General features: G+C 67.4%; 26 protein-coding genes and 1 tRNA gene. 13 read left to right on the top strand and 14 right to left on the bottom strand.

What is annotated here, in order from left to right; all coding sequences use genetic code 11:
* Positions 1–175: 175 nt before the first annotated feature.
* Positions 176–670, bottom strand: a complete 495-nt coding sequence (locus FDK12_RS04685; protein ID WP_137368481.1) for a Dps family protein — start codon at positions 668–670, stop codon at positions 176–178.
* Between the two features lie 215 nt (positions 671–885).
* Here FDK12_RS04685 and FDK12_RS04680 point away from each other — a divergent pair, with 215 nt between their 5' ends.
* A complete protein-coding gene (locus FDK12_RS04680; protein WP_317616718.1) occupies positions 886–1,425 on the top strand; it encodes an SRPBCC family protein in 540 nt (179 codons plus the stop codon).
* A 59-nt stretch (positions 1,426–1,484) separates the two neighbouring features.
* Here FDK12_RS04680 and pstS read toward each other — a convergent pair whose 3' ends face one another.
* From pstS to FDK12_RS04655, 5 genes are all read right to left on the bottom strand, one after another.
* Positions 1,485–2,594, bottom strand: a complete 1,110-nt coding sequence (pstS, locus tag FDK12_RS04675; protein ID WP_137368479.1) for a phosphate ABC transporter substrate-binding protein PstS — start codon at positions 2,592–2,594, stop codon at positions 1,485–1,487.
* A 79-nt stretch (positions 2,595–2,673) separates the two neighbouring features.
* Entirely contained in the window at positions 2,674–2,895 is a 222-nt protein-coding gene (locus FDK12_RS04670) for a hypothetical protein (RefSeq protein WP_104116587.1), read from the bottom strand.
* A 102-nt stretch (positions 2,896–2,997) separates the two neighbouring features.
* Positions 2,998–3,795 (bottom strand): SDR family oxidoreductase, encoded by a 798-nt coding sequence (locus FDK12_RS04665; RefSeq protein WP_137368478.1) that lies wholly within the window; start codon positions 3,793–3,795, stop codon positions 2,998–3,000.
* 118 nt (positions 3,796–3,913) lie between these two features.
* Positions 3,914–4,372, bottom strand: coding sequence for an Hsp20/alpha crystallin family protein (locus FDK12_RS04660; protein ID WP_137368790.1), 459 nt, complete (start codon positions 4,370–4,372; stop codon positions 3,914–3,916).
* Between the two features lie 197 nt (positions 4,373–4,569).
* A tRNA-Val gene (locus FDK12_RS04655) sits at positions 4,570–4,643 on the bottom strand.
* 176 nt (positions 4,644–4,819) lie between these two features.
* Here FDK12_RS04655 and FDK12_RS04650 point away from each other — a divergent pair.
* From FDK12_RS04650 to nhaA, 5 genes are all read left to right on the top strand, one after another.
* A complete protein-coding gene (locus FDK12_RS04650; RefSeq protein WP_104116589.1) occupies positions 4,820–5,071 on the top strand; it encodes a DUF2630 family protein in 252 nt (83 codons plus the stop codon).
* Complete coding sequence (locus tag FDK12_RS04645) at positions 5,071–5,739, top strand: haloacid dehalogenase type II (protein WP_137368477.1); 669 nt, start codon at positions 5,071–5,073, stop codon at positions 5,737–5,739. Before FDK12_RS04650 ends, FDK12_RS04645 begins: the two co-directional genes overlap by 1 nt.
* A gap of 294 nt (positions 5,740–6,033) precedes the next feature.
* A complete protein-coding gene (locus FDK12_RS04640; RefSeq protein ID WP_223263128.1) occupies positions 6,034–7,335 on the top strand; it encodes a potassium transporter TrkG in 1,302 nt (433 codons plus the stop codon).
* A complete protein-coding gene (locus FDK12_RS04635) occupies positions 7,328–8,026 on the top strand; it encodes a potassium channel family protein (protein ID WP_223263089.1) in 699 nt (232 codons plus the stop codon). Before FDK12_RS04640 ends, FDK12_RS04635 begins: the two co-directional genes overlap by 8 nt.
* Before the next feature lie 104 nt (positions 8,027–8,130).
* The gene (nhaA, locus tag FDK12_RS04630; protein WP_137368475.1) at positions 8,131–9,543 is read left to right on the top strand and encodes a Na+/H+ antiporter NhaA; all 1,413 of its coding nucleotides are present in this window, start codon (positions 8,131–8,133) and stop codon (positions 9,541–9,543) included.
* A 7-nt stretch (positions 9,544–9,550) separates the two neighbouring features.
* Here nhaA and FDK12_RS04625 read toward each other — a convergent pair whose 3' ends face one another.
* Positions 9,551–9,805: a hypothetical protein gene (locus FDK12_RS04625; RefSeq protein ID WP_137368474.1), complete on the bottom strand. Its 255-nt coding sequence runs from the start codon at positions 9,803–9,805 to the stop codon at positions 9,551–9,553.
* Positions 9,805–10,644 (bottom strand): Ku protein, encoded by an 840-nt coding sequence (locus tag FDK12_RS04620; protein WP_104116594.1) that lies wholly within the window; start codon positions 10,642–10,644, stop codon positions 9,805–9,807. Before FDK12_RS04620 ends, FDK12_RS04625 begins: the two co-directional genes overlap by 1 nt.
* 69 nt (positions 10,645–10,713) lie before the next feature.
* Between FDK12_RS04620 and FDK12_RS04615 the strand changes: the two genes are divergently transcribed.
* From FDK12_RS04615 to FDK12_RS04605, 3 genes are all read left to right on the top strand, one after another.
* On the top strand, positions 10,714–11,208 hold the full coding sequence (locus FDK12_RS04615) for an SRPBCC domain-containing protein (RefSeq protein ID WP_137368473.1): 495 nt from the start codon (positions 10,714–10,716) through the stop codon (positions 11,206–11,208).
* 83 nt (positions 11,209–11,291) lie between these two features.
* On the top strand, positions 11,292–13,904 hold the full coding sequence (locus FDK12_RS04610; protein WP_137368472.1) for an ATP-dependent DNA ligase: 2,613 nt from the start codon (positions 11,292–11,294) through the stop codon (positions 13,902–13,904).
* Positions 13,905–13,953: 49 nt separating this feature from the next.
* Complete coding sequence (locus tag FDK12_RS04605; RefSeq protein WP_137368471.1) at positions 13,954–16,383, top strand: phosphoketolase; 2,430 nt, start codon at positions 13,954–13,956, stop codon at positions 16,381–16,383.
* Here FDK12_RS04605 and FDK12_RS04600 read toward each other — a convergent pair.
* Positions 16,356–16,724 carry a hypothetical protein gene (locus FDK12_RS04600; protein WP_137368470.1) on the bottom strand — a complete coding sequence of 123 codons (369 nt, stop codon included), beginning with the start codon at positions 16,722–16,724 and terminating at the stop codon, positions 16,356–16,358. The genes FDK12_RS04605 and FDK12_RS04600 overlap by 28 nt on opposite strands.
* A gap of 344 nt (positions 16,725–17,068) precedes the next feature.
* Between FDK12_RS04600 and FDK12_RS04595 the strand changes: the two genes are divergently transcribed.
* Positions 17,069–18,196 (top strand): alpha/beta hydrolase, encoded by a 1,128-nt coding sequence (locus FDK12_RS04595; protein WP_137368469.1) that lies wholly within the window; start codon positions 17,069–17,071, stop codon positions 18,194–18,196.
* Between the two features lie 62 nt (positions 18,197–18,258).
* On the opposite strand, the gene FDK12_RS04590 is transcribed toward FDK12_RS04595, so the two are convergent.
* Positions 18,259–19,368 (bottom strand): GTP pyrophosphokinase family protein, encoded by a 1,110-nt coding sequence (locus FDK12_RS04590; RefSeq protein WP_137368468.1) that lies wholly within the window; start codon positions 19,366–19,368, stop codon positions 18,259–18,261.
* 65 nt (positions 19,369–19,433) lie between these two features.
* Here FDK12_RS04590 and FDK12_RS04585 point away from each other — a divergent pair, with 65 nt between their 5' ends.
* Positions 19,434–20,318, top strand: coding sequence for an alpha/beta hydrolase family protein (locus FDK12_RS04585; RefSeq protein WP_137368467.1), 885 nt, complete (start codon positions 19,434–19,436; stop codon positions 20,316–20,318).
* Positions 20,319–20,353: 35 nt separating this feature from the next.
* On the opposite strand, the gene FDK12_RS04580 is transcribed toward FDK12_RS04585, so the two are convergent.
* From FDK12_RS04580 to FDK12_RS04570, 3 genes are read right to left on the bottom strand one after another with little or no spacing between them, the layout of a single operon-like run.
* On the bottom strand, positions 20,354–21,157 hold the full coding sequence (locus FDK12_RS04580) for an isocitrate lyase/phosphoenolpyruvate mutase family protein (RefSeq protein ID WP_137368466.1): 804 nt from the start codon (positions 21,155–21,157) through the stop codon (positions 20,354–20,356).
* Positions 21,150–21,791 (bottom strand): alpha/beta hydrolase, encoded by a 642-nt coding sequence (locus FDK12_RS04575; RefSeq protein ID WP_137368465.1) that lies wholly within the window; start codon positions 21,789–21,791, stop codon positions 21,150–21,152. The genes FDK12_RS04580 and FDK12_RS04575 overlap by 8 nt, the downstream gene beginning before the upstream one ends.
* A gap of 7 nt (positions 21,792–21,798) precedes the next feature.
* Positions 21,799–22,776, bottom strand: coding sequence for a ring-cleaving dioxygenase (locus FDK12_RS04570; protein WP_137368464.1), 978 nt, complete (start codon positions 22,774–22,776; stop codon positions 21,799–21,801).
* 146 nt (positions 22,777–22,922) lie between these two features.
* On the opposite strand from FDK12_RS04570, the gene FDK12_RS04565 reads away from it, so the two are divergent.
* Entirely contained in the window at positions 22,923–23,405 is a 483-nt protein-coding gene (locus FDK12_RS04565) for a PGPGW domain-containing protein (protein WP_137368463.1), read from the top strand.
* On the opposite strand, the gene FDK12_RS04560 is transcribed toward FDK12_RS04565, so the two are convergent.
* Positions 23,402–24,610, bottom strand: a complete 1,209-nt coding sequence (locus FDK12_RS04560) for an MFS transporter (protein WP_189636263.1) — start codon at positions 24,608–24,610, stop codon at positions 23,402–23,404. The two genes, FDK12_RS04565 and FDK12_RS04560, sit on opposite strands and share 4 nt — an antisense overlap.
* A gap of 170 nt (positions 24,611–24,780) precedes the next feature.
* On the opposite strand from FDK12_RS04560, the gene FDK12_RS04555 reads away from it, so the two are divergent.
* Positions 24,781–25,746: a TIGR03885 family FMN-dependent LLM class oxidoreductase gene (locus FDK12_RS04555; protein WP_137368461.1), complete on the top strand. Its 966-nt coding sequence runs from the start codon at positions 24,781–24,783 to the stop codon at positions 25,744–25,746.
* Positions 25,747–25,798: the final 52 nt, after the last annotated feature.

The following is a 25,798-nucleotide window of genomic DNA, read 5'->3' as shown; positions in this document are numbered from 1 at the left end:
TGGAGAGCTCCGGAACCGATACACAAACCCAGGGTGTCTGTGATCGGCCTTCTGCTAGACCTCTAATCAGCCTACATAGTACTAGAGGTCGTACCAGCAGAAGGTCCGGCGCGGACGCAGACGGAAGGGAGGCGCAGCAGGCGCCCCCCTTCCCGCGTCGACCCGGGTCCCGGCGTCAGACCGTGGCGTGGTCCGTGCCGACAGGAGTGACGACGTCGGCGGTCGGTTCCATGTTCTCGGCGTCGACCATCCAGGCGTACTGCTCGAGCTTCGCGATGAAGCCGTGCAACAGGTCAGCGGTGGTGGGGTCTTCCTCGTCGATCTGGTCGTGCACGTCGCGCATGGTCTTCACGGTGGCGTTCAGCATGCGGACCACGAGGCCGACCGTATCCTCGGTGGAGACCAGCCCGGCCGGGAAGGGGGCGATCCTGGTGGCTTCGGCTACTGCAACGCTACGGCCGTCCGGAACGGCATGAAGCGCGCGCATGCGCTCGGCCATCTCGTCCGCGAAGAGGCGGGCGTCGTCGATGATCTCGTCCAGCTGCAGGTGGAGGTCGCGGAAGTTCTTGCCGACGACGTTCCAGTGGGCCTGCTTGCCCTGGAGGTGCAATTCGATGAGGTCGACCAGAACGGCCTGCATGTTGTCTGTGAGGGTGGGTGAAGCCTTCATTGATCCTCCGGTGCTCGAGACGAGTGCTCCTCCGGCAGGGCGCGGACGCACCGATCTCCACCGGGTGGGCTCTCTTCACCCTAGACCTGCGCGTTGGCCAAAATCCACCCGACCTGCCTACGCTAAGGGTACTTACGGTTCAGCCTGCCGGATCCCCGACAGGGGGCTATGGCAGGCGCCGGAGTCTCTACGAAGGAGGAACCCTTTTGGCTTCAGTGCAGGAATCTATCGACGTAGCAGTACCGGTCAGCACGGCCTACAACCAGTGGACGCAGTTCGAGAGTTTTCCCCAGTTCATGGGTGGCGTCGACTCGATCACGCAGACCTCGGACACCCACACCCACTGGGTCACGAGCATCGGCGGCGTCAAGCGCGAGTTCGACGCCGAGATCACGGAGCAGCACCCGGACGAGCGTGTGGCCTGGAAGAGCACCGACGGTGAATCGCACGCCGGGGTCGTGACCTTCCATCGTCTCGACGAGAACACGACGCGGCTGATGGTCCAGATCGACTGGCACCCCGAGACTTTCACCGAGAAGCTCGGTGCCGTGGTGAACGCCGATGCAGCCCAGGTGAAGGGCGACCTGAAGAGGTTCAAGGAATTCATCGAGAAGAGCGGCGGCGAGACCGGCGCCTGGCGCGGGAATGTCGAGGCTCCGCCCACCGGTGGCAGCCCCGATGCGACACCGGCGAACAGCACGGTCCCGGACGCGTCGACCAATGATCCCGATTCAGGTGGTCCCCGCGTCGTCTGACGCTCCTCTCGGGTAGGGCGGATCCCTTCCCGGGGTCCGCCCTACCCGTCCCGGCTGTCCTAGGAGATGTCGCCGACCTCGATGGAGGCGATCGCATCCGTCGCCTGGCGGGACAGCTCCTCCGAGATGGGCGAGCTCTTCGCGGCTTCCGCCGCTGCCGCCTGCCCCTCCGCACTCACCGCGTAGCTTCCGAACGCCCGGACGACGGCGGCGGTCGCCTCGTTCTCGTACCGCGCGCAGTACACGTGGTAGGACACGAGGACCAGCGGGTACACCCCCGGCTCGCTGGTGGTCCGGTCGAGGTCGAGCGCGATGTCGTAGTCCTCGCGGCCGGAAACGCGCCCGGCCAGGTCGACGGCGGCCGCAGCGGCCTCGGAACTCACCGGCACGTAGGCCCCGCCGACCTTCAGTGCCACACGGCCCAGGGGATCCCCCACTGCGGAGTCGTCGGCATAGGTCACGGCACCGACCGTGCCCGCCACGGTGCTGACGACTCCTGCATTGCCCTTGGCATTCTCGTTCTCGAGCTCCGAGGGCCAGGTGCCGTCGGGCTCCTCGGTCCAGATGTCGGGGACCACGGCGTGCAGGTAGTCGGTGAAGTTCTCGGTTGTACCGGAGTCGTCGGACCGGCTGACCGCCGAGATCGGCAGGGAGGGGAGATCGACGTCGTTCTGGTCGGCGATGGCGGGATCGTCCCACGAGGTGATCTCGCCGCGGAAGATGCGGGCCACCGTCGCGGCGTCCAATCTCAGTTCCGAGATGCCGGGCAGGTTGAACGCCACGCTGATGGGCGAGACATAGGCCGGAATGTTGAAGGCGCCACCCGGCCCGCAGGCCTCCGTCGATTCGGCGAGCTCCTCGTCGCTGAGATACGCGTCCGACCCGGCGAATCCGACCGCTCCTGCAAGCAGGGCGCCACGCCCCGCCCCCGATCCGTCCGGCGAGTACTGCACCTGGGCGCGAGGGTAGAGACTCGCGAATCCTGAGCGCCACGCATCCATCGCCGGCCCCTGGGCAGAGGATCCGGCAGCGGTCACCGCACCCTGGAGGGATGTGTCCCCACGTTGTGCGGCGGCTTCCTGCTCCGGTCCCAGCGGATAGTCGGATCCGCAGCCGGTCAGTCCGAGGAGGACGGCGAGGGGCAGGTAAACGGTGGCTCGGGTTCTCACCCCAGCAACGTTACAGGTGGCTGAAAGATGAACCCAAGGTGGACATCAGGTGAACGAGCGGTCCGCGAGCGGCGTGTGCTCAGCCGCGGCGCAGGCGATAGCCGTCGGCCCGGTGTACGAGGCGCCGCCCACCGCCGTCGTGCAGCTGGATCCAGACCACCGAGGCGTCGTCGGTCCTCATGTCCAGTACACCGCTGAGCTGCGAGCCTGCCGGGTGCTGCAGGGTGATGTGCTCTCCGCGCCGGATGCCCGACCAGTCCTGAGCATCGGATTCGAGGGAAGGAGGAGGGGAAGCATCCATGGGTGCGCCTTTCGGGAGGATAGGACTCACCACGCTAGCGGTGCTCCCTGAACGCCTTATGAACGAGCGCTGAAAGTTGTGGCAGTGCTCACACGCTCCCGGTCAGAGAGTGCGCCAGTCTCCGCTCGAGAGGTGCGAGCCCGCCTGCGGTCCCATGAGGAGCATTCCGCCGTCCACCACGAACGACGCGCCGTTGACATAGCTGGAGGCACCCGATGCGAGGAAGGCGACGACGTCGGCGATCTCCTCCGGCGCGCCGGGGCGGCCCAGCGGGATGCCCGGGCGGTCCATGGTGTGTGGATCCTGTTCCGCGGAGTTGTTCATGGGAGTGTTGATCTCGCCGGGCAGCACGGCGTTGGCGGTGATGCCACGGTCGGCCAGTTCGAGCGCGACGGTGCGGATGAGGCCGCCGAGGCCGTGCTTGGAGGCGTCGTAGGCTGCGGATCCGACACGAGGCTGCTCCTGGTGGACGCTGGTGACCGCGATGATGCGACCGCCCTTGCCGCCGTCGATCATGTGGCGTGCAGCGCGCTGGATGCACACGAAGGCGCCGTCGAGGTTCGCCCCCACGGTGCCCCGCCACGTGTTCCAGTCCGTCTCCATGAACATGGTTCCACCGTTGACGCCTGCGTTGTTGACGAAGACGTCGAGCCCGCCGAGTTCGTGGGCCAACTGGTCCACGACGTCTCCGCACGCCGGAGCGTCCGTCGTGTCCAGCTGGGCGACGGCGGCCCGCACGCCCTTCTCGCGGACCAGCCGCGCGGTCTCCTCCGCGCCCTCCTGGTCCGAGTGCCAGGTGATGCCGACGTCACAGCCCAGGCCTGCGAGGGCCAGGGCTGTGGCCCGGCCGATGCCGGAGTCGGAACCGGTGACTATTGCTGCGCTCGGTGTGAAGTCCATGACTCCATCCTTTGCATTCGCAGCATCAGCCCGCAAGCAGATTCTGGCTCTTCAACTCCTGCCCCCTTAACTGCAGCACCCCCGGACACCGCCCGGGGGTGCTGCAGTTCGGCGAGGATTATGCCTCGACCGCTTCCTGGCGTTCGGGGGAACCGACCGCCGTGGACTCGACCGGCACCGAGGACTCACCGCTGATGATCTCGATCTTGCGAGGCTTCGCGCGCTCGCTCACGGGGATCGTCACGCTGAGGACGCCGTTCTCGTAGCGGGCGGAGATGCCCTCGGTGTCGACGCCCTGGCCGAGGTTGAGCTGGCGGAGGAACGAGCCGCTCTCGCGCTCGCGCGTCAGCCACTTGACGCCCTCGGCGCCGCGCAGTGTGCGCTCGGCGCGAATGGTCAGGAGCTGGCCGTCGACGTCGATGTCGACCGAGCCGGGATCGATGCCCGGAAGATCCGCGGAGAGGACGTAGTGGTCCTTCTCGCGGTACAGGTCCATCGGCATGAGACGGAGACCGGGACGGCTTTCCAAAAGAGCGCCGGCAACGCGGTCCAGCTCGCGGAACGGATCAAACTTCATGGCCACTGGAAACAACTCCTTCGTCTGTGCCACCGGCAGGTGGTCGGTTTTGGGTTGAGCGCCCTTCGCTCAACTAGGAAAATATTAGCACTCACGCCTTTCGAGTGCTAAGCGTTTCTGTTCGCCCAGAACGAACGCCCTGGCACGCAGAAAGGCCCGTACCGATGTATCGATACGGGCCTTCCAGATGATCCTCGTGCCTGCGCGGGGCCTCGATCCCCGGGCCTTCCGCGTGTGAAGCGGATGCTCTACCAGACTGAGCTACACAGGCAATTGGTTCTCCAACAGCTTAGGCCATCCGGGCTCCGCTCCAAATTCTGCGCGTACCGGCGCCTGCGTCCCCCGTCCTGCGGGCGCTGGTCTTTGCCCCCCGTCCTCAGTAGCCTGAACGGGAAGCCGGGCGGGCGTTCCGCATGCCGCGGCACGCCATGACGAAGGGAACGCACCATGGACAACCAGGACATTCTGCAGCGCATCCAGGCACTCGTGCAGGAGGAGCACGAGCTCCGCGACCAGCCCCAGGACGCCGGCGCCGGCGAGGCCCACCAGGATCACGCTGCCAGGCTGAAGCGCGTCGAGGAGGACCTCGACCAGTGCTGGGACCTGCTCCGCCAGCGCCGGGCGAAGGCCGACGCCGGCGAGAATCCCGCTGATGCCGATGCTCGTCCGATCAGCCAGGTGGAGGGGTACCGCCAGTAATGGCACCGCCCCTAGCGCTGTTCGACGTCAACGGCACCCTCTCGGACACGGGCCGCATGTCCCAGCATTTCGAGGAGATCGGAGCGCCGGCCCCGTTGGCAGCCCTGTGGTTCGCCTCCGTGCTCCGGGACGGATTCGCGCTGACCGCCGTCGGACAGAACGTAGCCTTCCATGACGTCGCAGCGGAAGCCCTGCGGGTGGTCCTCGCGGATCAGGTCCTGAACAGGGGCGTTGATGATGCCGTGGAGCACGTGATGGCGGCGCTGCAGGACCTCCCGGTGCACGCGGACGTCGCCGACGGTATCCGGGCACTGCGTGCCGGAGGAGTCGCCGTCGCGGTGCTCACCAACGGTGCGGCGTCCACGGCAGAAGCGCTGCTCGACCGCGGCGGCATCAGGGACGCCGTCGATGCCGTCCTGTCCGTCGAGGACGCGCCGCGCTGGAAACCTGCGCCGGAGTCCTACTCCCATGCCCTGGAAACACTGCAGAGGTCAGCGGACGACGTCGTGCTGGTCGCCGTGCACCCCTGGGACGTCGACGGTGCAGCGCGTGCGGGTCTCCGCACCGTCTGGCTCAACCGGGAGGGCACGCCCTACCCGGCCACCATGACGCGTCCGGATCATGAAGTCCCCTCGATCCGTGACCTGATCCGCGTGCTAAATGGCTGACAGCGTTCTGCGTAGCCGGGTACCCGGGAACCTGCTGACGCGGAGGGCGCGCCGGTAGGGCCTGCATCAAGAAAGCGTAAAGACGCCGCTCCGGCCACCGGGCATCGGATTGAATGATCGATTGGTGCGACCGCCGCACCGGTCACTTCATCACCCGGAGGTCGGAGCATTCCCGTGAGTTCGAGCAGGGATACCCTCCGGAGATCGGTACCATCCGTCGCCGCCGACGCGCGCAGGTTCGTCCGAACCACCGGTGCGTGGGCGAAACACCTCAGTCCACGTCACCCCGCCCAGGTGATCGTGCTCGGGTTCGCGGCGGCAATCCTCGTCGGCACAGGCCTGTTGATGCTCCCGACGTCGAGGGTGGGTCCGGGCAGCGCCACATTCCTCGAGGCTCTGTTCACCGCGACCTCGGCCGTCTGCGTGACCGGGTTGATCGTCGTCGACACCCCCGTCTACTGGACCGGCAGCGGGCACGTCATCATCCTCGCCCTGATCCAGGTGGGCGGGTTCGGGATCATGTCCTTCGCCTCGCTCCTCGGTGTGCTCCTGGCCCGCCGCATGGGCCTGCGATCACGGATCTCGGCGGCAGCCGAAACGAAGAGCGTAGGTTTCGGCGACGTGCGCAACGTGCTCCTCGGCGTCCTGCGGATCACGCTGCTCGTGGAGTCGGTGACTGCGGTGCTGCTCGCCGCGCGCTTCTTCCTCGGTTACGGCTACGGGCTCGGGGAAGCGGTGTGGCTCGGGGTCTTCCACTCGATCTCGTCCTTCAACAATGCGGGCTTCGCGCTCTTCAGCGACAACCTGATCGGCTTCGTGGGCGATCCATGGATCTGTCTCCCGATCTGCGGCGCGGTGATCATCGGAGGGCTCGGGTTCCCGGTCCTCTTCGAGTTGCGGCGGAACTTCCGGTATCCGCGGAAGTGGCACACGAACACCAGGCTGGTGCTCGGCGGCACCATCATCCTCCTGGTCGTCGGAGCGCTCTTCATCACGGCCGTCGAGTGGTCCAATCCTGCGACCCTCGGTGCCCTGCCTGCGGAGGAGCGCATCCTCGCAGGGTTCTTCCAGTCCACCATGACACGCACGGCGGGCTTCAACAGCGTGGATTTCGCGCACCTCGATCCGGTCACGCTCCTGGCCATGGACGTGCTCATGTTCATCGGTGCAGGTCCCGCCGGTACGGCCGGTGGCCTGAAGATCACGACGTTCGGCGTGCTGTTCTTCATCCTCTACACGGAGATCAGCGGCGGCACGGCGGTCAACGTCTTCGGCAAGCGTCTGCCCCGCTCGGTGCACCGGCAGGCCATCTCCATCGTCCTGCTCGCCGTCGGACTCGTGACCGCGGCGACGATGTTCCTCATGCTCGTCACGGATTTCGGGCTGGACCGCATCCTCTTCGAGGTGATCTCCGCCTTCTCCACGGTCGGGCTCTCCACCGGTATCACGGCAGGCATCCCACCCACGGGCCAGGTCGTCCTCATCGTCGTGATGTTCGCGGGGCGGCTCGGTCCGGTGACCCTCGCCTCAGCTCTCGCACTCCGCTCGAAACCCCTCTACTACGAGTACCCGAAGGAAAGGCCCCTCATTGGCTAGGCAACGCATCTTCTCCTCCACGCCGACCGAGGCGATCGCAGCCGCCGATTCTGTGGCAGTGATCGGCCTCGGCAGGTTCGGCGGCGCACTCGCGCTCGAACTCGAGGACGCGGGGACGGAGGTCCTCGGGATCGACAACGACGAGGACATCGTCCAGTCCTACAACGGGCGGTTGACGCACGTGGTCCGGGCGGACACCACCAGGGAGGAGGCGCTGCGCCAACTGTCACTGCCCGAGTTCGACCGCGTCGTCGTGGGTATCGGCAGCGACCTGGAGGCGAGCATCCTGACGACGTCGATCCTCCTGCGTTTCGACCGCCCTACCATCTGGGCGAAGGCCATCAGCGAGCCGCACGCGCAGATCCTCTCCCAACTCGGCGTGGAACGCGTGATCCGGCCAGAGCACGACATGGGCAAGCGCGTGGCACACCTGGTCCGCGGGACGATGCTCGACTACGTGGAGTTCGAGGACAACTTCGCGATGGTCAAGACCCGCCCGCCGCGCGAGTACTGGGACCGGGAGCTCGGCACCACCGGACTGCGCGCCCGGTACGGCGTCACCGTGGTCGCGGTCAAACGGAAGGGCGGCGGATGGGACTACACGACGGCCGAGACCACGCTGTACGACGACGACGAGATCATCGTCGCCGGGCCGACGCGCAAGGCCGAGCTGTTCAGCTCGCTGGTGTAGGACCGCGGAGACAGCGACCGTCCATTCAGGCTAGGCTTGAAGCTCTGGTGAGCCGGGAAGTCTGGTCGGCGCTCCCCTGAGCGTGCCCGACCGAAGGACTCCCGATGAACACACAGCCAGCCTCTCCCCAACCCTCCGCACCGCCCGGCAGCCACGTCTTCACACGCAGCAGCTACCCGGAGCACCTGCGGATCTCGACGATCCTGCGCAAGGAGACGGTGGGCGGCGCACTCCTCCTCCTGGCCACGATCCTGGCCCTGATCCTCGCGAACTCGCCGGCCGCCGACGCGTACTTCCTGGTGCGGGACTTCCGGTTCGGCTACGAACCGTGGCACCTCGAACTCAGCGTCGGGGCCTGGGCCGCGGACGGTCTGCTCGCCATCTTCTTCTTCCTTGCAGGGCTGGAACTGAAGCGCGAGTTCGTTGCCGGTGATCTCCGGAAGTTCGACCGCGCCGTCGTGCCCGTCGCTGCCGCCGTCGGCGGTGTCGTCGTTCCCGCGCTGGTCTACGTCGCCATCACTGCCACCGCGGGACCGGAGGCGCTGCGCGGCTGGGCCATCCCGACCGCCACCGACATCGCCTTCGCCGTCGCGGTCCTCGCCGTCGTCGGTTCGTCCCTGCCGAGCGCGCTGCGGATCTTCCTGCTCACGCTGGCCGTCGTCGACGACCTCCTCGCTATCAGCATCATCGCCTTCTTCTACTCCGAGGACATCCAGGCGCCCCCGCTGCTGTTCGCGATCGTCCCGCTCGCGCTCTTCGCCTTCCTTGCGCAGCGCTTCCCCACCTTCTTCCAGCGCAACGTCTGGGCGCCCTGGCTCATCCTCCTGCCCATCGGCTTCGTGGTGTGGGCACTCGTGCACGAGTCGGGGGTGCACGCCACGGTGGCCGGTGTGCTTCTCGGATTCGCCATCCCGGTGCTGCCGAAGGGCAGGAAGGCGGCTGGGGACGTCGTGGTGCACCCCATAACCGTGCAGGATGACGACGGGCCCACGCAGGCGCACGACGTCGCCCCCGACGGCCTCGCCGACACCCTCGAGCACCGCATCCGCCCCGTCTCGGCCGGGTTCGCGGTGCCGGTGTTCGCATTCTTCAGCGCAGGAGTCGCGATCGGCGGCATCGAGGGACTCGTCAGTGCTATCACCGATCCCATCGCCATCGGCATCATGGTGGCACTGGTGATCGGCAAGCCGGTCGGCATCCTGATCGCGACGTTCGCCGTCACGAGGACCACGAAGGCCAGCCTCGACCCGGACCTCGCCTGGGTGGACATCATCGGCGTGGCTCTGCTGGCCGGTGTCGGGTTCACGGTGTCGCTGCTGATCAGCGAACTCGGGTTCGGGCAGGGAACACCGGAGGACGACCACGCAAAGGTCGCGATCCTGGCAGGGTCCCTGATCGCCGCGCTTGCAGCGGCAATCCTGCTGCGGCGGCGCAACAAGCGCTACCGCGAGATCGAGGCGCAGGAGCAGATCGACGCCGACAACGACGGCGTGCCGGACGTGTTCGAGGGGCGCTAGGGGCGCATCAGTCCTGGATACGGCGAGCAAGCCAGGACAGCGTCAGGGCGCCGGCGCTGCGACGGAACCCGCTCCGGCCCGAGACCACCTCGAGCGCCGCCCAGAGGGCGAGACAGGCTGCACTGGCCCGGCGCAGGCGCTCGCGGTTTTCCTCCTCGAGCGCCATGAGGGACGCGGCGCCGAGCAGTGCCCAGCCGAGGATCGGTGCGTTGGGCTTCTGGGCGATCGTCTGGCGCCCCAGGCTGTCGGTGAAGAATCCCATCACGCGCCCTTCTTCTTGGAGGTGCCGGAGGTCTTCTTGGTCTCGGCCTTCTTCTCACGGTTCTTCTCGACGCTCCGGCGCAGGGCCTCCATGAGATCCAGCACGTTGTCGCCGTCGTCCTCGCTCGCGTCCGTACCGAAGGTCTCCTCGGTGTCGAGCGTGTCGCCCTTCTCGATCTTCGCGTCGATCAGGGTGCGCAGCTGGACCTGGTACTCGTCGGTGAAGTTCTCCGGATCGAAATCCGTGGAGAAGGAATCGACGAGGGCGGCGGACATCTGCTTCTCCTTCGCGGAGATGCGCACCTTCTCCTCGAGGGCGGGGAAGGACGCCTCCCGGACCTCGTCATCCCAGAGCAGCGTCTGCAGCATGAGGACGTCGCCGCGGACCCGCAGCGCGGCCAGGCGGCTCTTCTGGCGGAGGGAGAACTGCACGATCGCGGTGCGCTCCGTGTCCTCGAGGGTCCGCCGAAGCAGGACGTAGGCCTTCGTGGAGGTGCTGTCGGGCTCGAGGTAGTAGGCGCGGTCGTACATGATCGGGTCGATCTGCTCGCTCGGGACGAATTCCACCACCTCGATCTCCCGGCTCTTCTCGACCGGAAGGGAGGCGAGATCCTCGTCCGTGAGGACGACGGTGTGCTCGCCGTCGTCGTAGGCCTTGTCGATGTGCTTGAAGTCCACGATCTCGCTGCAGATCTCGCAGCGCCGCTGGTAGCGGATGCGACCGCCGTCCTTGTCGTGCACCTGGTGCAGGGAGATGTCGTGGTCCTCGGTGGCGCTGTAGACCTTGACCGGCACATTGACCAGCCCGAATGCAACCGCACCCTTCCAGATGGCTCTCATGGGTCAAGTCAACACCAAGCAGGCTTAGTGGGCCAGAGGATGCCCTCGGTCCACCCCTAGACTTGAGGGGTGACTTCCGAGACCGTAGAGCCCATCGTCAGCAAGACAACCAGCGACGACGGCGCCACCGTGCTGCGCCTGGAGTTCCAGTTCGCGTTCCCGCCGACCGTCCTGTGGAAGCACCTGACCGAGGCGGACAAGCTGAAGTACTGGTTCCCCTGCGAGATGGAGTTCGAACCGCGGAAGGACGAGGAGATCCTCTTCCGGTACGCGGACCAGAAGCCACTGCGCGGGGTGGTCCTCGAGGCGGAGCGCCCACGCCTCCTCGCCTATACCTGGGAGACGGACAGCTTGCGCTGGGAGCTCGCGCGGACGGGCGACAACGGTACGCAGCTCGTGCTCCACCTGACGCCGGGCAGCCCCCGGCACTCGCCGACGATGGCAGCCGGCTGGCACCTCACGATCGCCGGCCTGGACGACTTCCTCAACAAGCGGAACCTCGGCCAGGATCCGGCACTCTGGGACATCTACGTCGATCGCTACCGGGCGCAGTTCGTCGACTAGGACACGCGGCGCCGCCCCTCCACGCGTCACCGATCGGCTGATTGCCACTGGCATCCCGCGCGTATCCGGTCGAGACTGGGTGAATGGCCCCTCCGAGCTCTGCCCGGCAACAGACCGTCACCGTGGACGGGCGCACGCTCCGGCTGTCCAATCTGGACAAGGTGCTGTACCCGGCGACGGGAACGACCAAGGCCGATGTCCTGGCCTACTACGCCGCAGTGGCTCCCCACCTGATCCGGCACGCAGGCCATCGTCCCGTCACGCGGAAGCGCTGGGTGCACGGTGTGGGCACACCGGACGAGCCGGGCCAGGTGTTCTTCCAGAAGAACATCGACGACAACGCGCCCTCCTGGGTGCCGCGCAACGCCATCCAGCACAAGGATCACGTCAACGTCTACCCCATGGTCAACGACCTCGCGACGCTGACCTGGCTGGGCCAGATCGCGGCGATCGAGATCCATGTGCCGCAGTGGCGTTTCGGGGCCGACGGTGCGAAGGGCAATCCCGACCGCCTCGTGCTGGACCTGGACCCGGGGGACGGAGCAGGGATCGCGGAGTGCGCAGAGGTGGCACGGCTTGCGCGGCCGATCCTGCAGGACATGGGACTCGAGCCCTACCCTGTCACCAGCGGATCGAAGGGCATCCACCTCTACTGCGCCCTCGACGGAGGGCAGACATCCGAGCAGGTCTCCGCCGTCGCGCACGAACTGGCCCGCGCCCTCGAGGCGGACCATCCGGACCTGGCCGTCAGTGACATGAAGAAGGCGTTGCGCTCGGGCAAGGTGCTCGTGGACTGGAGCCAGAACAACGCCAACAAGACGACGGTCAGTCCCTACTCGCTGCGCGGACGGTTCCAGCCGACCGTCGCCGCGCCGCGCACGTGGGAGGAACTCGATGACGAGGACCTGGGCCACCTCGACTACCACGAGGTGATGCAGCGGGTGGAGTCCCTGGGTGACGTGCTCGCCCCGGCAACGACGTCCGTTGACGCCGGCGGGGACGACGAGGCCGGTGGAAACGCTGCGCCGTCGGACCGGCTGTCCACGTACCGGGCGATGCGGGACGCCACGAAGACACCCGAACCGGTCCCTGACGCGGTGGGACCGCCGGGAGGCAACAGCTTCGTCATCCAGGAACACCACGCCCGACGGCTCCACTACGATTTTCGCCTGGAGCGCGACGGCGTGCTCGTGTCATGGGCCATTCCGAAAGGTCCGCCCCTGACGCCGAGCAAGAACCACCTGGCAGTGCAGACGGAGGACCACCCCCTCGACTACGGCTCCTTCGAAGGAACTATTCCCAAAGGGGAATACGGTGGGGGCGACGTCGCCATCTGGGATGCCGGAACGTACGAGCTGGAGAAGTGGCGGGACGGCAAGGAAGTCATCTGCACCCTCCACGGCAAACCGGACGGCGGTCTGGCCCGGGGGGGTACCGCTATCCGCCGTTATGCCCTGATCAACACCGGTGGGGGAGCGAACGGCAAGAGCAACTGGCTCATCCACCTGATGAAGGACCAGCCCGCCGAGGCGCAGCAGGGCTCCCACGCAAGTCCCACCGGGGACGAGGAGGGGGAAGCCGGCCAGGAGCCAGGCTCGGGTACCGGCTCGAGGACGGGCCAGGAGACCGCCGGCTCGGTAGCCAGGGATGCCGGGAGCGCACGCACCTCGGACAGCCCGTCCCGGCACGCCGAGGCTGCGCGCCCGCCCGCAGGAGTCCGGGCTTCCGGGGCCGGCGTCATCCGCCCGATGCTGGCCACACTCGGCTCCGAGCACGGGATTGCCGACCCGGACGAGTGGGCGTACGAGATGAAGTGGGACGGCGTGCGATGTATCGCGACCGTCAGGGACGGACGGGTCACCCTCGCGAGCCGGAACGGCATCGACACCACGGTGACCTACCCGGAGATCGGTGATCTCGGGGAGTATCTGAGCGCCGACAGTGCGGTGCTGGACGGCGAGATCGTCGCGCTGAACGGGAAGGGGCGTCCGGACTTCGGTCTGCTGCAGACGCGCATGAAGCTCACGCACACAGCGGAGATAGCGGCGGCCCGCAGGACGACGCCGGTCCGTCTCATGCTGTTCGACCTGCTGGAGCTCGATGGCAACGATCTCACCGGACTGGAGTACTGCCAGCGCCGCGAACTGCTCGAGAAAGCGGTCGACGAGGCGGAGGACGGTCACATCCAGGTTCCACCGGCGCTCGATGCGACGCTGGAGGAGGCAGTCGAGGCCAGCCGGCAACTCGGCCTCGAAGGCATCATGGCCAAGCGCCTCTCGAGTGACTACCAGCCCGGCGCGCGGTCGTCGTCCTGGGTGAAGATCAAGCACGTCCACACCCAGGAAGTGGTGGTGGTCGGGTGGCGCCCCGGCAAGGGCAGCCGTACCGCGAAGGTCGGATCGCTGCTCGTAGCAGTGCCCGACGGCGTCGACCTGCGATATGTGGGCCGCGTGGGATCCGGACTGACGGAACGGGATCTCGCCGAGGTCGGTGCCCGCCTCCGGAAGCTGGCACGTAAGACGGCCCCGCTCGACGACGTGCCGAATGCTGACGCGTCGGACGCGCACTGGGTCCGGCCCGCGCTGGTGGGGGAAGTCCAGTACAGCGAGCACACGGGAAGCGGACGGCTCCGCCACCCGGTGTGGCGGGGCTGGCGCCCCGACAAGACGCCGTCAGACGTCGTCGTCGAGCTCTGACTCCGCCGCCCAGGCGGAACCACCATGACGTATAACCGAGGAGGCATACATGACCGGTCTTGATATCGCAGGCCTGGACGCGTGGTGGCGGGCGGCGAACTACATTTCCGTGGGGCAGATCTACCTCCGTGACAACGCGTTGCTGACGCGTCCGCTCGCGAGCGAGGACGTCAAGGCACGCCTGCTCGGACACTGGGGGACCACCCCCGGGCTCAACTTCGTCTATGCGCACCTCAACCGGGTCATCTCCGAGCGCAAGCAGGAGATGCTGTTCGTCACCGGCCCCGGCCACGGTGGCCCGGCCAACGTCGCCAATGCATGGCTCGAGGGGACGTACTCCGAGGTCTACAGCACCATCGGCAAGGACGGCGCCGGGCTCAATGCCCTGTTCAGGCAGTTCAGCTACCCCGGCGGGATCCCGTCCCACGCCGCGCCCGAGACACCCGGCTCCATCCACGAGGGCGGGGAGCTCGGTTACACCCTCGCCCACGCCTACGGCGCCGTCTTCGACAACCCGACGCTGATCGCCGCAGCGGTCGTGGGTGACGGCGAAGCCGAGACAGGGCCACTCGCCACGAGCTGGCACTCGAACAGTTTCGTCGACCCTGCCGTCGACGGCGCCGTGCTGCCGATCCTGCACCTCAACGGATACAAGATCGCCAACCCGACGGTGCTGGCCCGCATGCCGGAGGAACAGTTGCGGCAACTGATGTACGGCTACGGCTACGACCCGCACTTCGTGACGGTCTCCGATCCGTCGGCCACGCAGGACGCCCACCGCGACTTCGCGGCTGTCCTGGACGCCTGCATCGACGACATCCTCGCGATCCAGGACAAGGCGCGGACCTCTCCGGCAGGTGCGGACGCTGCCGCCGCGCGGTGGCCGATGATCGTCCTGCGCTCACCGAAGGGCTGGACCGGCCCGGCCGAGGTGGACGGCAAGCCCGTCGAGGGGACCTGGCGCGCGCACCAGGTGCCGCTCTCCGGGATCCACGACAACGAGGAGCACCTGCACCAGCTCGAGGAGTGGATGCGGTCCTACGACCCCGCGACGCTGTTCACGGAGTCGGGGGAACTCAGGCCGGAGATCTCGGAACTTGCGCCTCCCGGCGACCTGCGGATGAGCGCGACCCCCTACGCGAACGGGGGCTGGCTCCTCCGCGATCTCGTATTGCCCCGCTACGCGGATCACGCCGTCGAGGTGACGCGCCCGGGAACGGAGAAGGTGAGCCCGATGACGACCGTCGGGGGGTATCTGCGGGACATCATGGAGCGCAACCCGCACAACTTCAGGCTGTTCGGGCCGGACGAGACGGCGTCGAACCGCCTGTCCGCTGTCTACGAGGTGACGGACAAGGTATGGCAGCCGCGCATCGAGGACGTCGACGAGCACCTCGCGCGCTCCGGCCGCGTGATGGAGGTGCTCAGCGAGCACCTCTGCCAGGGGTGGCTCGAGGGCTACCTGCTCACCGGCCGGCACGGTGTCTTCAACTGCTACGAGGCGTTCGTGCACATCGTCGACTCGATGTTCAACCAGTTCGCTAAGTGGCTCAAGGTGCACCGTACGCTGTCCTGGCGCCGGCCCATCGCATCCTTCAACTACATGCTGTCGAGCCACGTCTGGCAGCAGGACCACAACGGCTTCTCCCATCAGGACCCTGGGTTCATCGACCATGTGGTCAACAAGAAGGCGGACATCATCCGGGTCTACCTGCCCCCGGATGCCAACACGATGCTCGCCGTGACCGAGCACTGCATGCAGACTCGCGACACCGTCAACGTGATCGTGACGGGCAAGCAGCCGACCCCTACGTGGTTCGGCCCGGACGAAGCGCACCTGCACGTCAAGCGCGGCATCGGCATCCTCGGCTTCGCAGGCTCCGAGGAAGGGGGCGTGGAGCCCGACGTCGTCCTCGCCTGTGCGGGCGACGTGCCGACGCTCGAGACAGTGGCCGCAGCGGGCCTGCTCACGGCAGGCGTGCCGGGACTGAAGATCCGCGTGGTCAACGTCGTGGACCTCATGCGGCTGCAGGACAGCTCAGAGCACCCGCATGGGCTGTCAGCGCGGGACTTCGACACCCTGTTCACCACCTCGAAGCCCGTGGTCTTCGCCTACCACGGCTACCCGTGGCTCATCCATCGGTTGACCTATCGGCGCACCAACCACGAGAACCTGCATGTCCGTGGCTACAAGGAGGAGGGCACCACGACGACGCCCTTCGACATGGCGATGCTCAATCAGATCGACAGGTTCCAGCTGGCGATGGACGTCATCGACCGCGTGCCGGCACTGGGTGCATCCGAGGCCCGCTTCCGACAGGACCTGCAGGACCAGCGTCAACGAGCGTGGCAGTACACGCGCGACGCCGGCAAGGACCTGGAATCCATCACCGGCTGGACATTGGACGAGTCCTCACCCGACGACGCGACGAAGTCGGGCGGGGGTAACCGTCAGAGGAACTCGTCGTTGCTGATGTGATTGTCCCCGACGGTCGGGATGCCGTCGTCATATCCGTCCGTGGGAAGTGTGAGCTGCGGGAGATGGTCGACGTACGCCGCGAAGGGCGCAGCGTCGTCGTCGCTGTAGTGTGCGCCTGCGACGGCGGAGTCGGCACAGTCCAGCAGTTCGTTGACCGCCTGGGTCAGCAGGTCCCGTTCCCTCACCGGCAGCATCCTCAGGCCGTCGAGGTATTCCTGCACTTCGAGGTGGGCGGCGCAGCCGGACAGGTCGAGGTAGGCGGTGAGGATGTCGTCCAGGCCCAGGCCCGACTCCCTCACGGCCTGGACGACACTCCACTGCTGGAGGTGTGCGCTCAGCACGATCGCTCCTTTGTCGCCGTACGGTTCCGCCCTGCACATCGCGCCATGACGTGGCTGTCGTCTGTTGTCTGCATGTTCCCCTTTTCCGGCACTTCATCCTGAGACTCCGTCAACGTTCCCATAGGGCCGATTCCCGGACAAAGCCCGCCTCCGCTTTTTGTTGTCCGGTCTTGCGAAATTGCAGCACCCGTGGGTCGGGCCATGCGCTGTTGGGCGACGGCGCGACGTGTCGCTCACCGGCAGGCGCGGGTGGGTCCGGAGGTGAGCAGAGTTGCCCACCTGTTCTCCGCCGAACGCGAAGGTCCTAGCATTGCTCGGAGACACACAATGGGGGAGAGCCTGCTATGCAATCACGGGAATCAGGGCAGTCACGGGAATCGACGGAAACCGGTGCGCGGGTGACGTCGCCCGACGGCGCATCACCGGCGGTGGAGCAGGTGCTGCGATCCGGTGCGGGACCGATGCGTCCCAGGAGGCGGTTCTCGCGACGACGGAAGATCGGTCAGGTCATCGTTCTGGCGATGATCATCGTCATCGCGGTGTCCGCTACGCCGTGGCCGTCCGCCCTGGTGATCCGGAGTATCTTCGAGCGGGGCGGCAAGGCCCTCGTCGAAGAGATGACCCCGTACGTCCCCGACGCGCCGCTCCGGACGCGAACCGGCGTGTCCTACAAGCCCGGTGCCGTCTTCGATGTCTTCAGCCCGGAAGGAACAACGGGACCGCTCCCGACCGTGGTGTGGATCCATGGCGGTGCGTGGATCTCCGGCGCGCAGAGCGACGTGGACCCGTACCTCCGGATTCTCGCCGCGGAGGGTTACACGACGATCGGGGTGGGCTATCCGATCGCCCCGGAGGCCACGTACCCCACGGCAGTGCAGGACATCAACGACGCGCTGGCCTACATCAAGGCGCACGCCGATGAATTGCACGTCGACACCAGCCGCATCGTCCTGGCCGGCGACTCGGCCGGTGCCCAGCTCGCGAGCCAGATGGCAACCCTGACCGTGAACCCCGACTACGCCAACCTCATGGGGATAGAACCCGCCCTCCGGAAGGAGGAACTGGCTGCCACGATCCTGCATTGCGGTGTCTACGACCTCCGCGCGATGGCGGACCTCAGCGGCATCCCCGCGTGGGGATTCAAGACCGCACTCTGGGCCTACACGGGCACCCGCGACTGGTCCTCGACGTACGCCGGTAGCACCATGTCCACCATCGATTTCGTCACGGGCGATCTCCCGCCGACGTTCATCAGCGGCGGGAACGGCGACGGACTCACGTGGATCCAATCCGTCCCGTACAGCAACCGCCTGAAAGGAGTCGGCGTTCCGGTCACCGAACTCTTCTGGCCCGCCAACCACGAACCCGAGCTCCCGCACGAGTACCAGTTCCATCTCGATCATGCCGAGGCGCGCGAGGCCAGGGACAGGACCCTCGACTTCCTGTCCACGCACGTCGCCGACAGGCCCTGAACCGGACGGGCCGACGCACCACCCGGTGAGGCAACCCGGCGATGCGCAGCAGGCGCGAGCCGTCAGGCGCCGGGGTGCTGCGTCCGGTAGATCTCCATCTGCCGGCGCCTGCGCTGGAGGCTGTCGCGGCGAGAGGTGCTGTCGGCGTCGGGCGCTTCGGCCGTCAGGTCGATGTGGCGCTCGCCGTAGTGCCACAACAGCATGTCGTCCAGGAGGCGGTCCGGACCGGGCGAGTACCGGTGGTCCAGAGCCTTGCGGACCGTCGTGATGGTATCGGCCTGCAGCAGGGAGACGAGTTCGAGCGTGGTGGTCAGGCCGTGGGCGGCCAGCAGTTCGGCGGCCCAGCCCCAGTCGTCGTCCGACTTCCGGTCGACGTGCGGCAGGAGCGTCTGCCACACGTCGCGTATCCGATTCGGTGTGAGGGGAGCGCTGCCCTCTCCATCCTCGTCCCAGAAACCCGTGACCGTCTCGTACCGCTCGTGCAGTTCGGCGAACGCCGACTCCACGGTCTCGAGCATCGCGGCGGTACCGGTGAACTGCCGATCGAAGTAGGGGCTCCACGCCTTCGGATTGGACGCCTTGAAGCGGATGTCGTGCTCGATCTCCGACCAGGCGTGGGCGAGGACGGTGCGCACCTGGACCTCGAACAGGTAGCTTCCAGCCGCTTTCGTCTCGGGGTCCACGGCCTGCTGGAAGGACCGGACGACGTCGTTGTGGATGGTGCGCATGATGAGGTGCCGGCTCGAATAGCCGTACGTGCCGGACTCGATGGAACCGATGTCCTTCTCGCGGTCACCGCGGCAGTCGAACTCGTTGCGTTGGCGCTTCAGCAGGTTCGCTGCGAGGTCGACCTCGTGCGGAAGGGTGGTGATGATCCGGACGCCGACCAGGTCGGTGAGGTTGCGGAGCGGGTCCGGGAACACGAGGGTGGGAGGGGCGCCGGGATCCGTCGGTGGCAGGGTGCGGGACGCCTTGTCCCGGAAGGACTCCACCGTCTTGGTGCGGGCCGTCACGAACAGGGGGTTGAGGTCGCTTCCGTCGAAGATGGCAGCGATGCTGTCCCGCATGGCGACGGTGACGCGATCGAGGGCCGGCCGTACGCGCTCGTACTCGCGCGTGGTCGCTTCGACGACAGGGCGCAGCCGCTCGTCGAGTTCATCCCACGCGCCCATGTACCGTGCCTTTCTGGAGGAGAGACTTCATCGTAGCCAACCCCGGGGACGGTTACGCTTCCCTCATGAATCCTGTGGGTCGACGCTTCGTCCTCGCCCTGGTGTCCGCCGTCGGGGCGGCCCTGCTCGCGGCCTGTGGCGTCAAGGCTTCCACCAGGAGCCTCCCCGCGCCGCAGCGGTACCGCTACGGCGATGATCCCAGCCAGTTCGCCGACCTCTACCTGCCGCCCGAGGACAGGCGCGTGCGCGACGCCGTCGTCATCATCCACGGGGGGTACTGGCGGTCGACCTTCGGTGCGGAGCTCGGCGAGCCGCTTGCACTGGACCTGGTGCACCGCGGGTACGCCTGCTGGAACCTCGAATACCGGCGCGCGGGCGACGGCGGCGGCTGGCCCGCCACGTTCGACGACATCTCCGCGGGCATCGATCATCTGGCTGTGGCTGCCAGGGAGCACGGACTGGACTTCACATCGGTAACGGCGCTGGGGCATTCCGCCGGCGGCCACCTGGCCGTGTGGGCTGCCGGGCGGTCAGGTTTGCCGGCAGGCACGCCCGGTAGTGGGACGCCCACGGTGCCCCTGACCGCCGTCGTCAGCCAGGCCGGTGTGCTGAACCTTCGGGAAGCCCGGGAACTCGGACTCGGCGACCAGGCCGTGGAGAACCTGCTCGGAACACCCGGGGACGCCGAACGGTATGCCCTCGCCGACCCGATGACGGCGATACCTTTGGACATCCCCGTCTACGCGGTGCACGGCGAGGAGGACACGACGGTTCCTCCGAGCCAGTCGGAGAGCTACGTCGAGGCCGCGACGGCGGCGGGGGCGACAGCGCAATTCGTGCGAGTCCCGGGCGACCACTTCGACGTCATCACTCCCGGTTCCAGCGCCTGGGAGCGCATCGTGGAACTGATCGACAGGGCGGCGCTCGCACCGGATCCCGGCAGGCCGTGACGACCTGACCGGGACCCGGACCCGGACCCTTCGTCCTAGTTCAGGGGAAGCGTACCTTCGGGCAGCGCGCCGCCGGAGAGGAGTTCCCGCGCCGAGGTGGCGAGGGCGGTCAGGGCGACACGCTGGGTCCACGGTCCGTAGGAGATCCGGGCGACGCCGAGCTCCTGCAGGCGGGCCGGCGCGAGACTTCCGGGAACGTTGATGACGCTGAGGCGCTGCGGGCCGAAAGCGCTGACGAGAGTGGTGACGGCGTGCTCGTCCAGGAGACCGGGAACGAAGACGTTCGTGGCGCCCACTGCCAGGTAGGCCTTGCCGCGCTCGACGGCGTCGGCAAGGACATCGTCCGGGTCACGGTCCCCGGCCTTCACGAAGGCGTCGGTGCGCGCATTGAGCACGAAGTCGACGCCTTCTGACCGGCCGGCCCTCAGCACCGCTTCCATCTGGTCGACGGCATCGGCCAGCGGGCGCATCTGGTCCTCGATGTTGGCTCCGACGATCCCGACGCCGATCGCACGGCGGACCGTCTCCCCGGGGTTCCCATAGCCGGACTCGAGGTCGGCGGTGACGGGCAGGGTGGTCGCGGCGGCGATGCGGCCGACGGCTGCAACCATCTCCTCGACCGGGATGTTCTCGCCGTCCTCATATCCGAGCGATGCGGCGATCGAGTGGCTCGCGGTCGCGAGGGCCTTCGTTCCGGGGATATCGGCGATGGTCTTCGCACTGATGACGTCCCAGACGTTGACCACCTGAAGGATCTCCGGAGCGGCATGCAGTCCGGCGAGTGTGGTTGCCTTCGCGGCGATGTCACTGCGATCGGTGCTGGTGGGTGCTTCAGTCATCGCGAACCTTCTTCGTGTGGGAGGTGATCCAGGCGGCTGCGCCGGCTACCTCGGTGGGGTGGATTCCGTGGCCGCCCTCTCGGACGTTCCGGTCTACTTCGGCGCCGCGGCTCTCGAGGATCGAACCGACACGGATGGCGCTGTCGATCGGCGCCATGGCGTCGGAGGTCCCGTTGAAGAGGGCGACCGCCGTCCCGGAGAGGTCCGCGTCGATCGTCCTCCCCTCGAGTGGGTACATGCCGGAGAACGCGATGGTCCTCGGTGCGGCTTGCGGGTGGAGCAACGCCATGGCAAGCGCGATATTCGCGCCGTTCGAGAAGCCGACGGCCACGAGTTGGCGGTCCCCGAAGCCGTAGTGGCTGCGCGCCCGCTCGACGAAGCCGGCGAGCTCAGCGGCGCGGCGGACGACGTCGTCGACGTCGAACACACCTTCGCCGAAGCGACGGAACCATCGGTTCATGCCGTGCTCCTGCACGGGTCCGCGCGGTGCGAGGTAGCCGGCGCCCGGGGCAAGCCGGTCGGCGAGCGGAAGGAGGTCGTGTTCGTCGCCGCCCGTGCCGTGCAGGAGCAGCAGCACGGGAGAGCCTGCTGTCCCTGCCTCGAACAGGTGCGGCCAGGTCTGGGGGGTGGTCATGTTCGCCCTACTTGAGGAAGGCCTGGATGGCGGGGTTGTTCTCCCGGGGCAGTTCGATCTTCGCGACCGCGTGGGAGATGGCCTCGCGGTCCGGCTCGAGCCACGGTGGCAGCTTCAGGGAACGGCCGAGTTCCAGCAGCGGTTCGTCGATGTCGAAACCGGGGGTGTCGGTCGCGATCTCCAGCAGGGTCCCACCGGGCTCGCGGAAGTAGATCGAGGTGAAGTACTGGCGGTCGAGGATGGCCGTCACGGCGTAGCCCCGTTCGGCGAGTTCCTGGCGCCACACGTCCTGCGTCTGCTGGTCCGGAACGCGGAAGGCCACGTGGTGGACGGTGCCGCCCGCGACCAGTCCGCGCTCGCCGCGTGCATCGGTGACGACGTCGACGATGCTGCCCGGCTCGCCGTCATGCGTGCTGAGGCGATAACGGCCGCCCTTCTCCGCCAGCACCGTCATCCCGAGGTCCCGCGTGAAGGTCTCGAGGGTCCTGGTGGGGTCCTGGACCGTCAGGACGGAGGAGTGTTGACCGCGAACGGCGTATTCCGCCGGAACGGAGGCGGAGTCCCAGGGGTTGCGCGGATCCGACACGGACGACGCGACGAGGTCGATCTGCAGCCCGTCCGGGTCGCGGAGCGAGAGCCGCTCCTCCTCCGAGGAGGCGCTCGTGATCGTGGACTCGACGCCGATGGCCCTGAAGTGCTCCTGCCACCAGCCGAGGGAGCCCTGCGGGACGGAGAACGCTGTGGTGGTCGATTGCCCGCTTCCCACGCGTCCGCTGCGGACGCCCTGCCACGGGAAGAAGGTCAGGAGTGAGCCGGGACGGCCGGACTCGTCGCCGTAGTACAGGTGGTAGGTACCCGGATCGTCGAAGTTCACCGTCTTCTTGACGAGGCGCAGCCCCAACCCCTTGATGTAGAAGTCGATGTTCCTCTGTGGGTCACCAGCGATCGCGGTGACGTGGTGAAGACCTTCGGTTCGTGCTGTCACACTGTCCTCCTGGTTGGACTGGCCCGTGTACTCCCGGATGTGTATGCAAACGCATGCACTACTGGTTCTGTTCCCGCTACCCGGCGCACTGACGGGCAGCCTGCTGACCGTCGTCAGTGTTCAGCTACCTATGTCATCCTGTGTGCATGGCAGCGAAAGAGCGGGTTCGGGGCTGGATCCGCCGGACGGGCATCGAGGTGCTCGGGTGGACCCTCGTCATCCTGGGCGCAGCCGCCCTCGTGCTGCCGGGTCCCGGTCTCCTGATGCTGGCCGCCGGGCTCGCCGTCCTGTCGCAGCAGTACCACTGGGCACGCCGATATCTGACACCCCTGAAGGCGAATGCTTACCATGCCGCAGCGCTCGGGGTGAAGACCATCCCCCGGATCGCGGTGAGTTGCCTGAGCGCCCTGACGATCATGGGGCTCGGCGTCGTGTGGATACTGCAGCCCGGCGTTCCTTCGTGGTGGTTCCTCGATTCCAGGTGGTGGTTGTTCGGTGGGCCGGGCACGGGCATCAGCCTGATCGCGTCATCGCTGATCGCCGTCGTCCTGATCGTGTACAGCGTGCGGCGGTTCCGTGGTCGGCCTATTCCGCCGCGGCCGTCCGCCGCACGAACGGACATCCGTTAGGGCAGCCGATCGAAGGACCGTCCCATCGACGTCCGCCAGCGGGCAGGGCGCACAAACCCGATCGCGCCGATCAGCGAGATCGCCGCTGCGACAGCGAAGGCGGGAACGAAGCCCGCTGCGTCGATCAGCGAGCCGGTCAGGGTCGATCCGGCGGCCTGACCCAGCACGAGGCTGGTGAAGAGCACCGAGGTTCCGGCGGCGCTGCTCGTCGCAGTATGCGTCGCCCAGATGATCAGCACGGAGGTAGCCGCGGTATACGCCAGGCCGAAGAGGGCGGCTGCGGCGAAGCTGAAGGCGGTGCTGCCGGGAAGGGCAGCGATCGCGCCGGTTGCACCGGCGGTGGCACACACCGTGATCGTCCAGGTGGTCCTGACGGAGTGCCGCGCCAGCCACGGAGCCGTCAGGACGGCTGCAGCGCCGCCGGCCCCGAGGGCGATCCACACCACCGCGGACGACGTCGTCGTCATGCCTCCCTGCTGTTCGAGGAGGGTGCGGCCGTGGATCCAGAGCGCGGCACACCCCGTGCCGTAGGCGAAGGCCGCAAGGACAGGGTGGGTCAAGGGGCGCAGGTCCGACCAGCGGGTCCTTCGCGCTGGGACGCCGTGGTGCTGCCGCCCCGGTGCGGTCCGTGCGCGTGAGGAGTCCGTCATCAGGACCCCGATCATCGAAGCCAGGGTCACGACGGCAATGAGTGCCCAGGCGAGCCGCCATGAGGTGCTGAGCGCCAGGGCGAGCACGCCGGCCGCCACGACGCCGAAGCCGGTGCCTGAATTCACCACCGACTGCAGCCAGTCCTGTCGGCTCTCGGTGACATTGCGGCGCACGAGTTCCACCAGTGAGGGAGACGCGAAGCCTGCTCCCATGCCCGCCAGCAGGACCGACGCGGCGAAAGCGGACGTCACCGTGGATGCAGCGATGCCCGCGCTGCCGAGGGACGCCGAGCTGCCGGCGAGGATGGTCACCGCGCGCGGGTGGTGCGGCGCATAGCGGAACCCTACGGCTGCGGCCAGGCAGTACACGATGGACGCCCCGGAGGACAGCAGGCCTCCGATCGTGGGCGTGAGCGCGAACGAGCCGGAGAACTGCGGAAGGAAGAGGCCATAACCGAACCTCGCCAGTCCGTAGGTGGCCGCGATCAGTGCGACCGCCGTCATGGCGAAGAGGGGACCGGCGGTACCGGGGGTTGCCTGGAATGAGCGCTTCATCGGAACGAACAATACGCACAATGGCAGGCGCTCGCCGGGGGCCGGTGCCGATCGCATAGCAGGTCCGCGTGGCGCCGGGAAGTTCAGCGATGGCCTTGTCCGTCCGGCCTCTCCCACCGAAGCTGGAGATGCCCGCCAGCAGATACCCACTCCAGAACGAGGTACGCGCCGTGACATTGCTCGGTTTCCACTGCTCCCACGAACAACTGGGTCCCCGCGCCCTGCTCACCGTGGTGAAGGACGCGGAGGACGCCGGGTTCACCGCAGCGATGTGTTCGGACCACCTCAGCCCGTGGAGCGAGCGTCAGGGCCAGTCGGGGTTCGCTTGGTCCTGGCTGGGCTCCGCGCTCGAGTCCACGGACCTCTCCTTGGGAGTGGTCACCGCTCCGGGGCAGCGGTACCACCCCGTCATCACCGCCCAGGCGATCGCAACGCTGGAGGAGATGTACCCGGGCAGGTTCTGGGCCGCGCTCGGGAGCGGTGAAGCCATGAACGAGCACATCACCGGCGACAGATGGCCGTCGAAGCCCGAGCGGAAGGCACGGCTCAGGGAGTGTGTGGAGGTCATCCGCGCCCTACTGGCAGGTGAGGAAGTGAGCCATCGAGGCCTGGTCACGGTGGACCGGGCACGCCTCTGGTCCCTGCCGGAATCGCCGCCGCCGCTGATCGGAGCCGCGGTGACGCGGGAGACTGCCGAGTGGGTCGCGTCATGGGCCGACGGGCTGGTCACGATACTGCAGCCCATGGCCGACCTCGCGGACGTCATCGCCGCATACCGCAACGCCGGGGGGCGCGGCGACGTCGTCGTCCAGACGCAGGTGAGTGTCGCGCCGACGCATGAGCAGGCCCTCCGTACTGCGCACGACCAGTGGCGGACGAACGTCTTCCCGCCGCCTCTGTGCTGGGATCTCGAGACCGTCGAGCACTACGATCAGGCAGCCGAGCATGTCACTCCGGAGGCCGTGGCCGAATCCGTCTTCGTCACGGCTGACCCGGGCGAGCTAAGCGGCCTGATCGACAGGATCTCGGGTCAGGGCGTGGACCGTATCTACCTGCACAACGTCGACAAGAACCAGGACTTCTTCCTCGACACGATGGCCCAGCACGTCCTGCCGCAGTTCATGGCCGGTCAGTAGCGCCCTTCCAGCCCCCGCCCATCGCATCGCGGCGCCGTGCGGGGCGGCCGCC

This window comes from Arthrobacter sp. NamB2 (genome assembly GCF_005281365.1).
Lineage (GTDB): Bacteria > Actinomycetota > Actinomycetes > Actinomycetales > Micrococcaceae > Arthrobacter_D.
The sequence above is the reverse complement of the archived record's forward strand: the minus strand, read 5'-3'. Positions and strand labels throughout refer to the sequence as shown.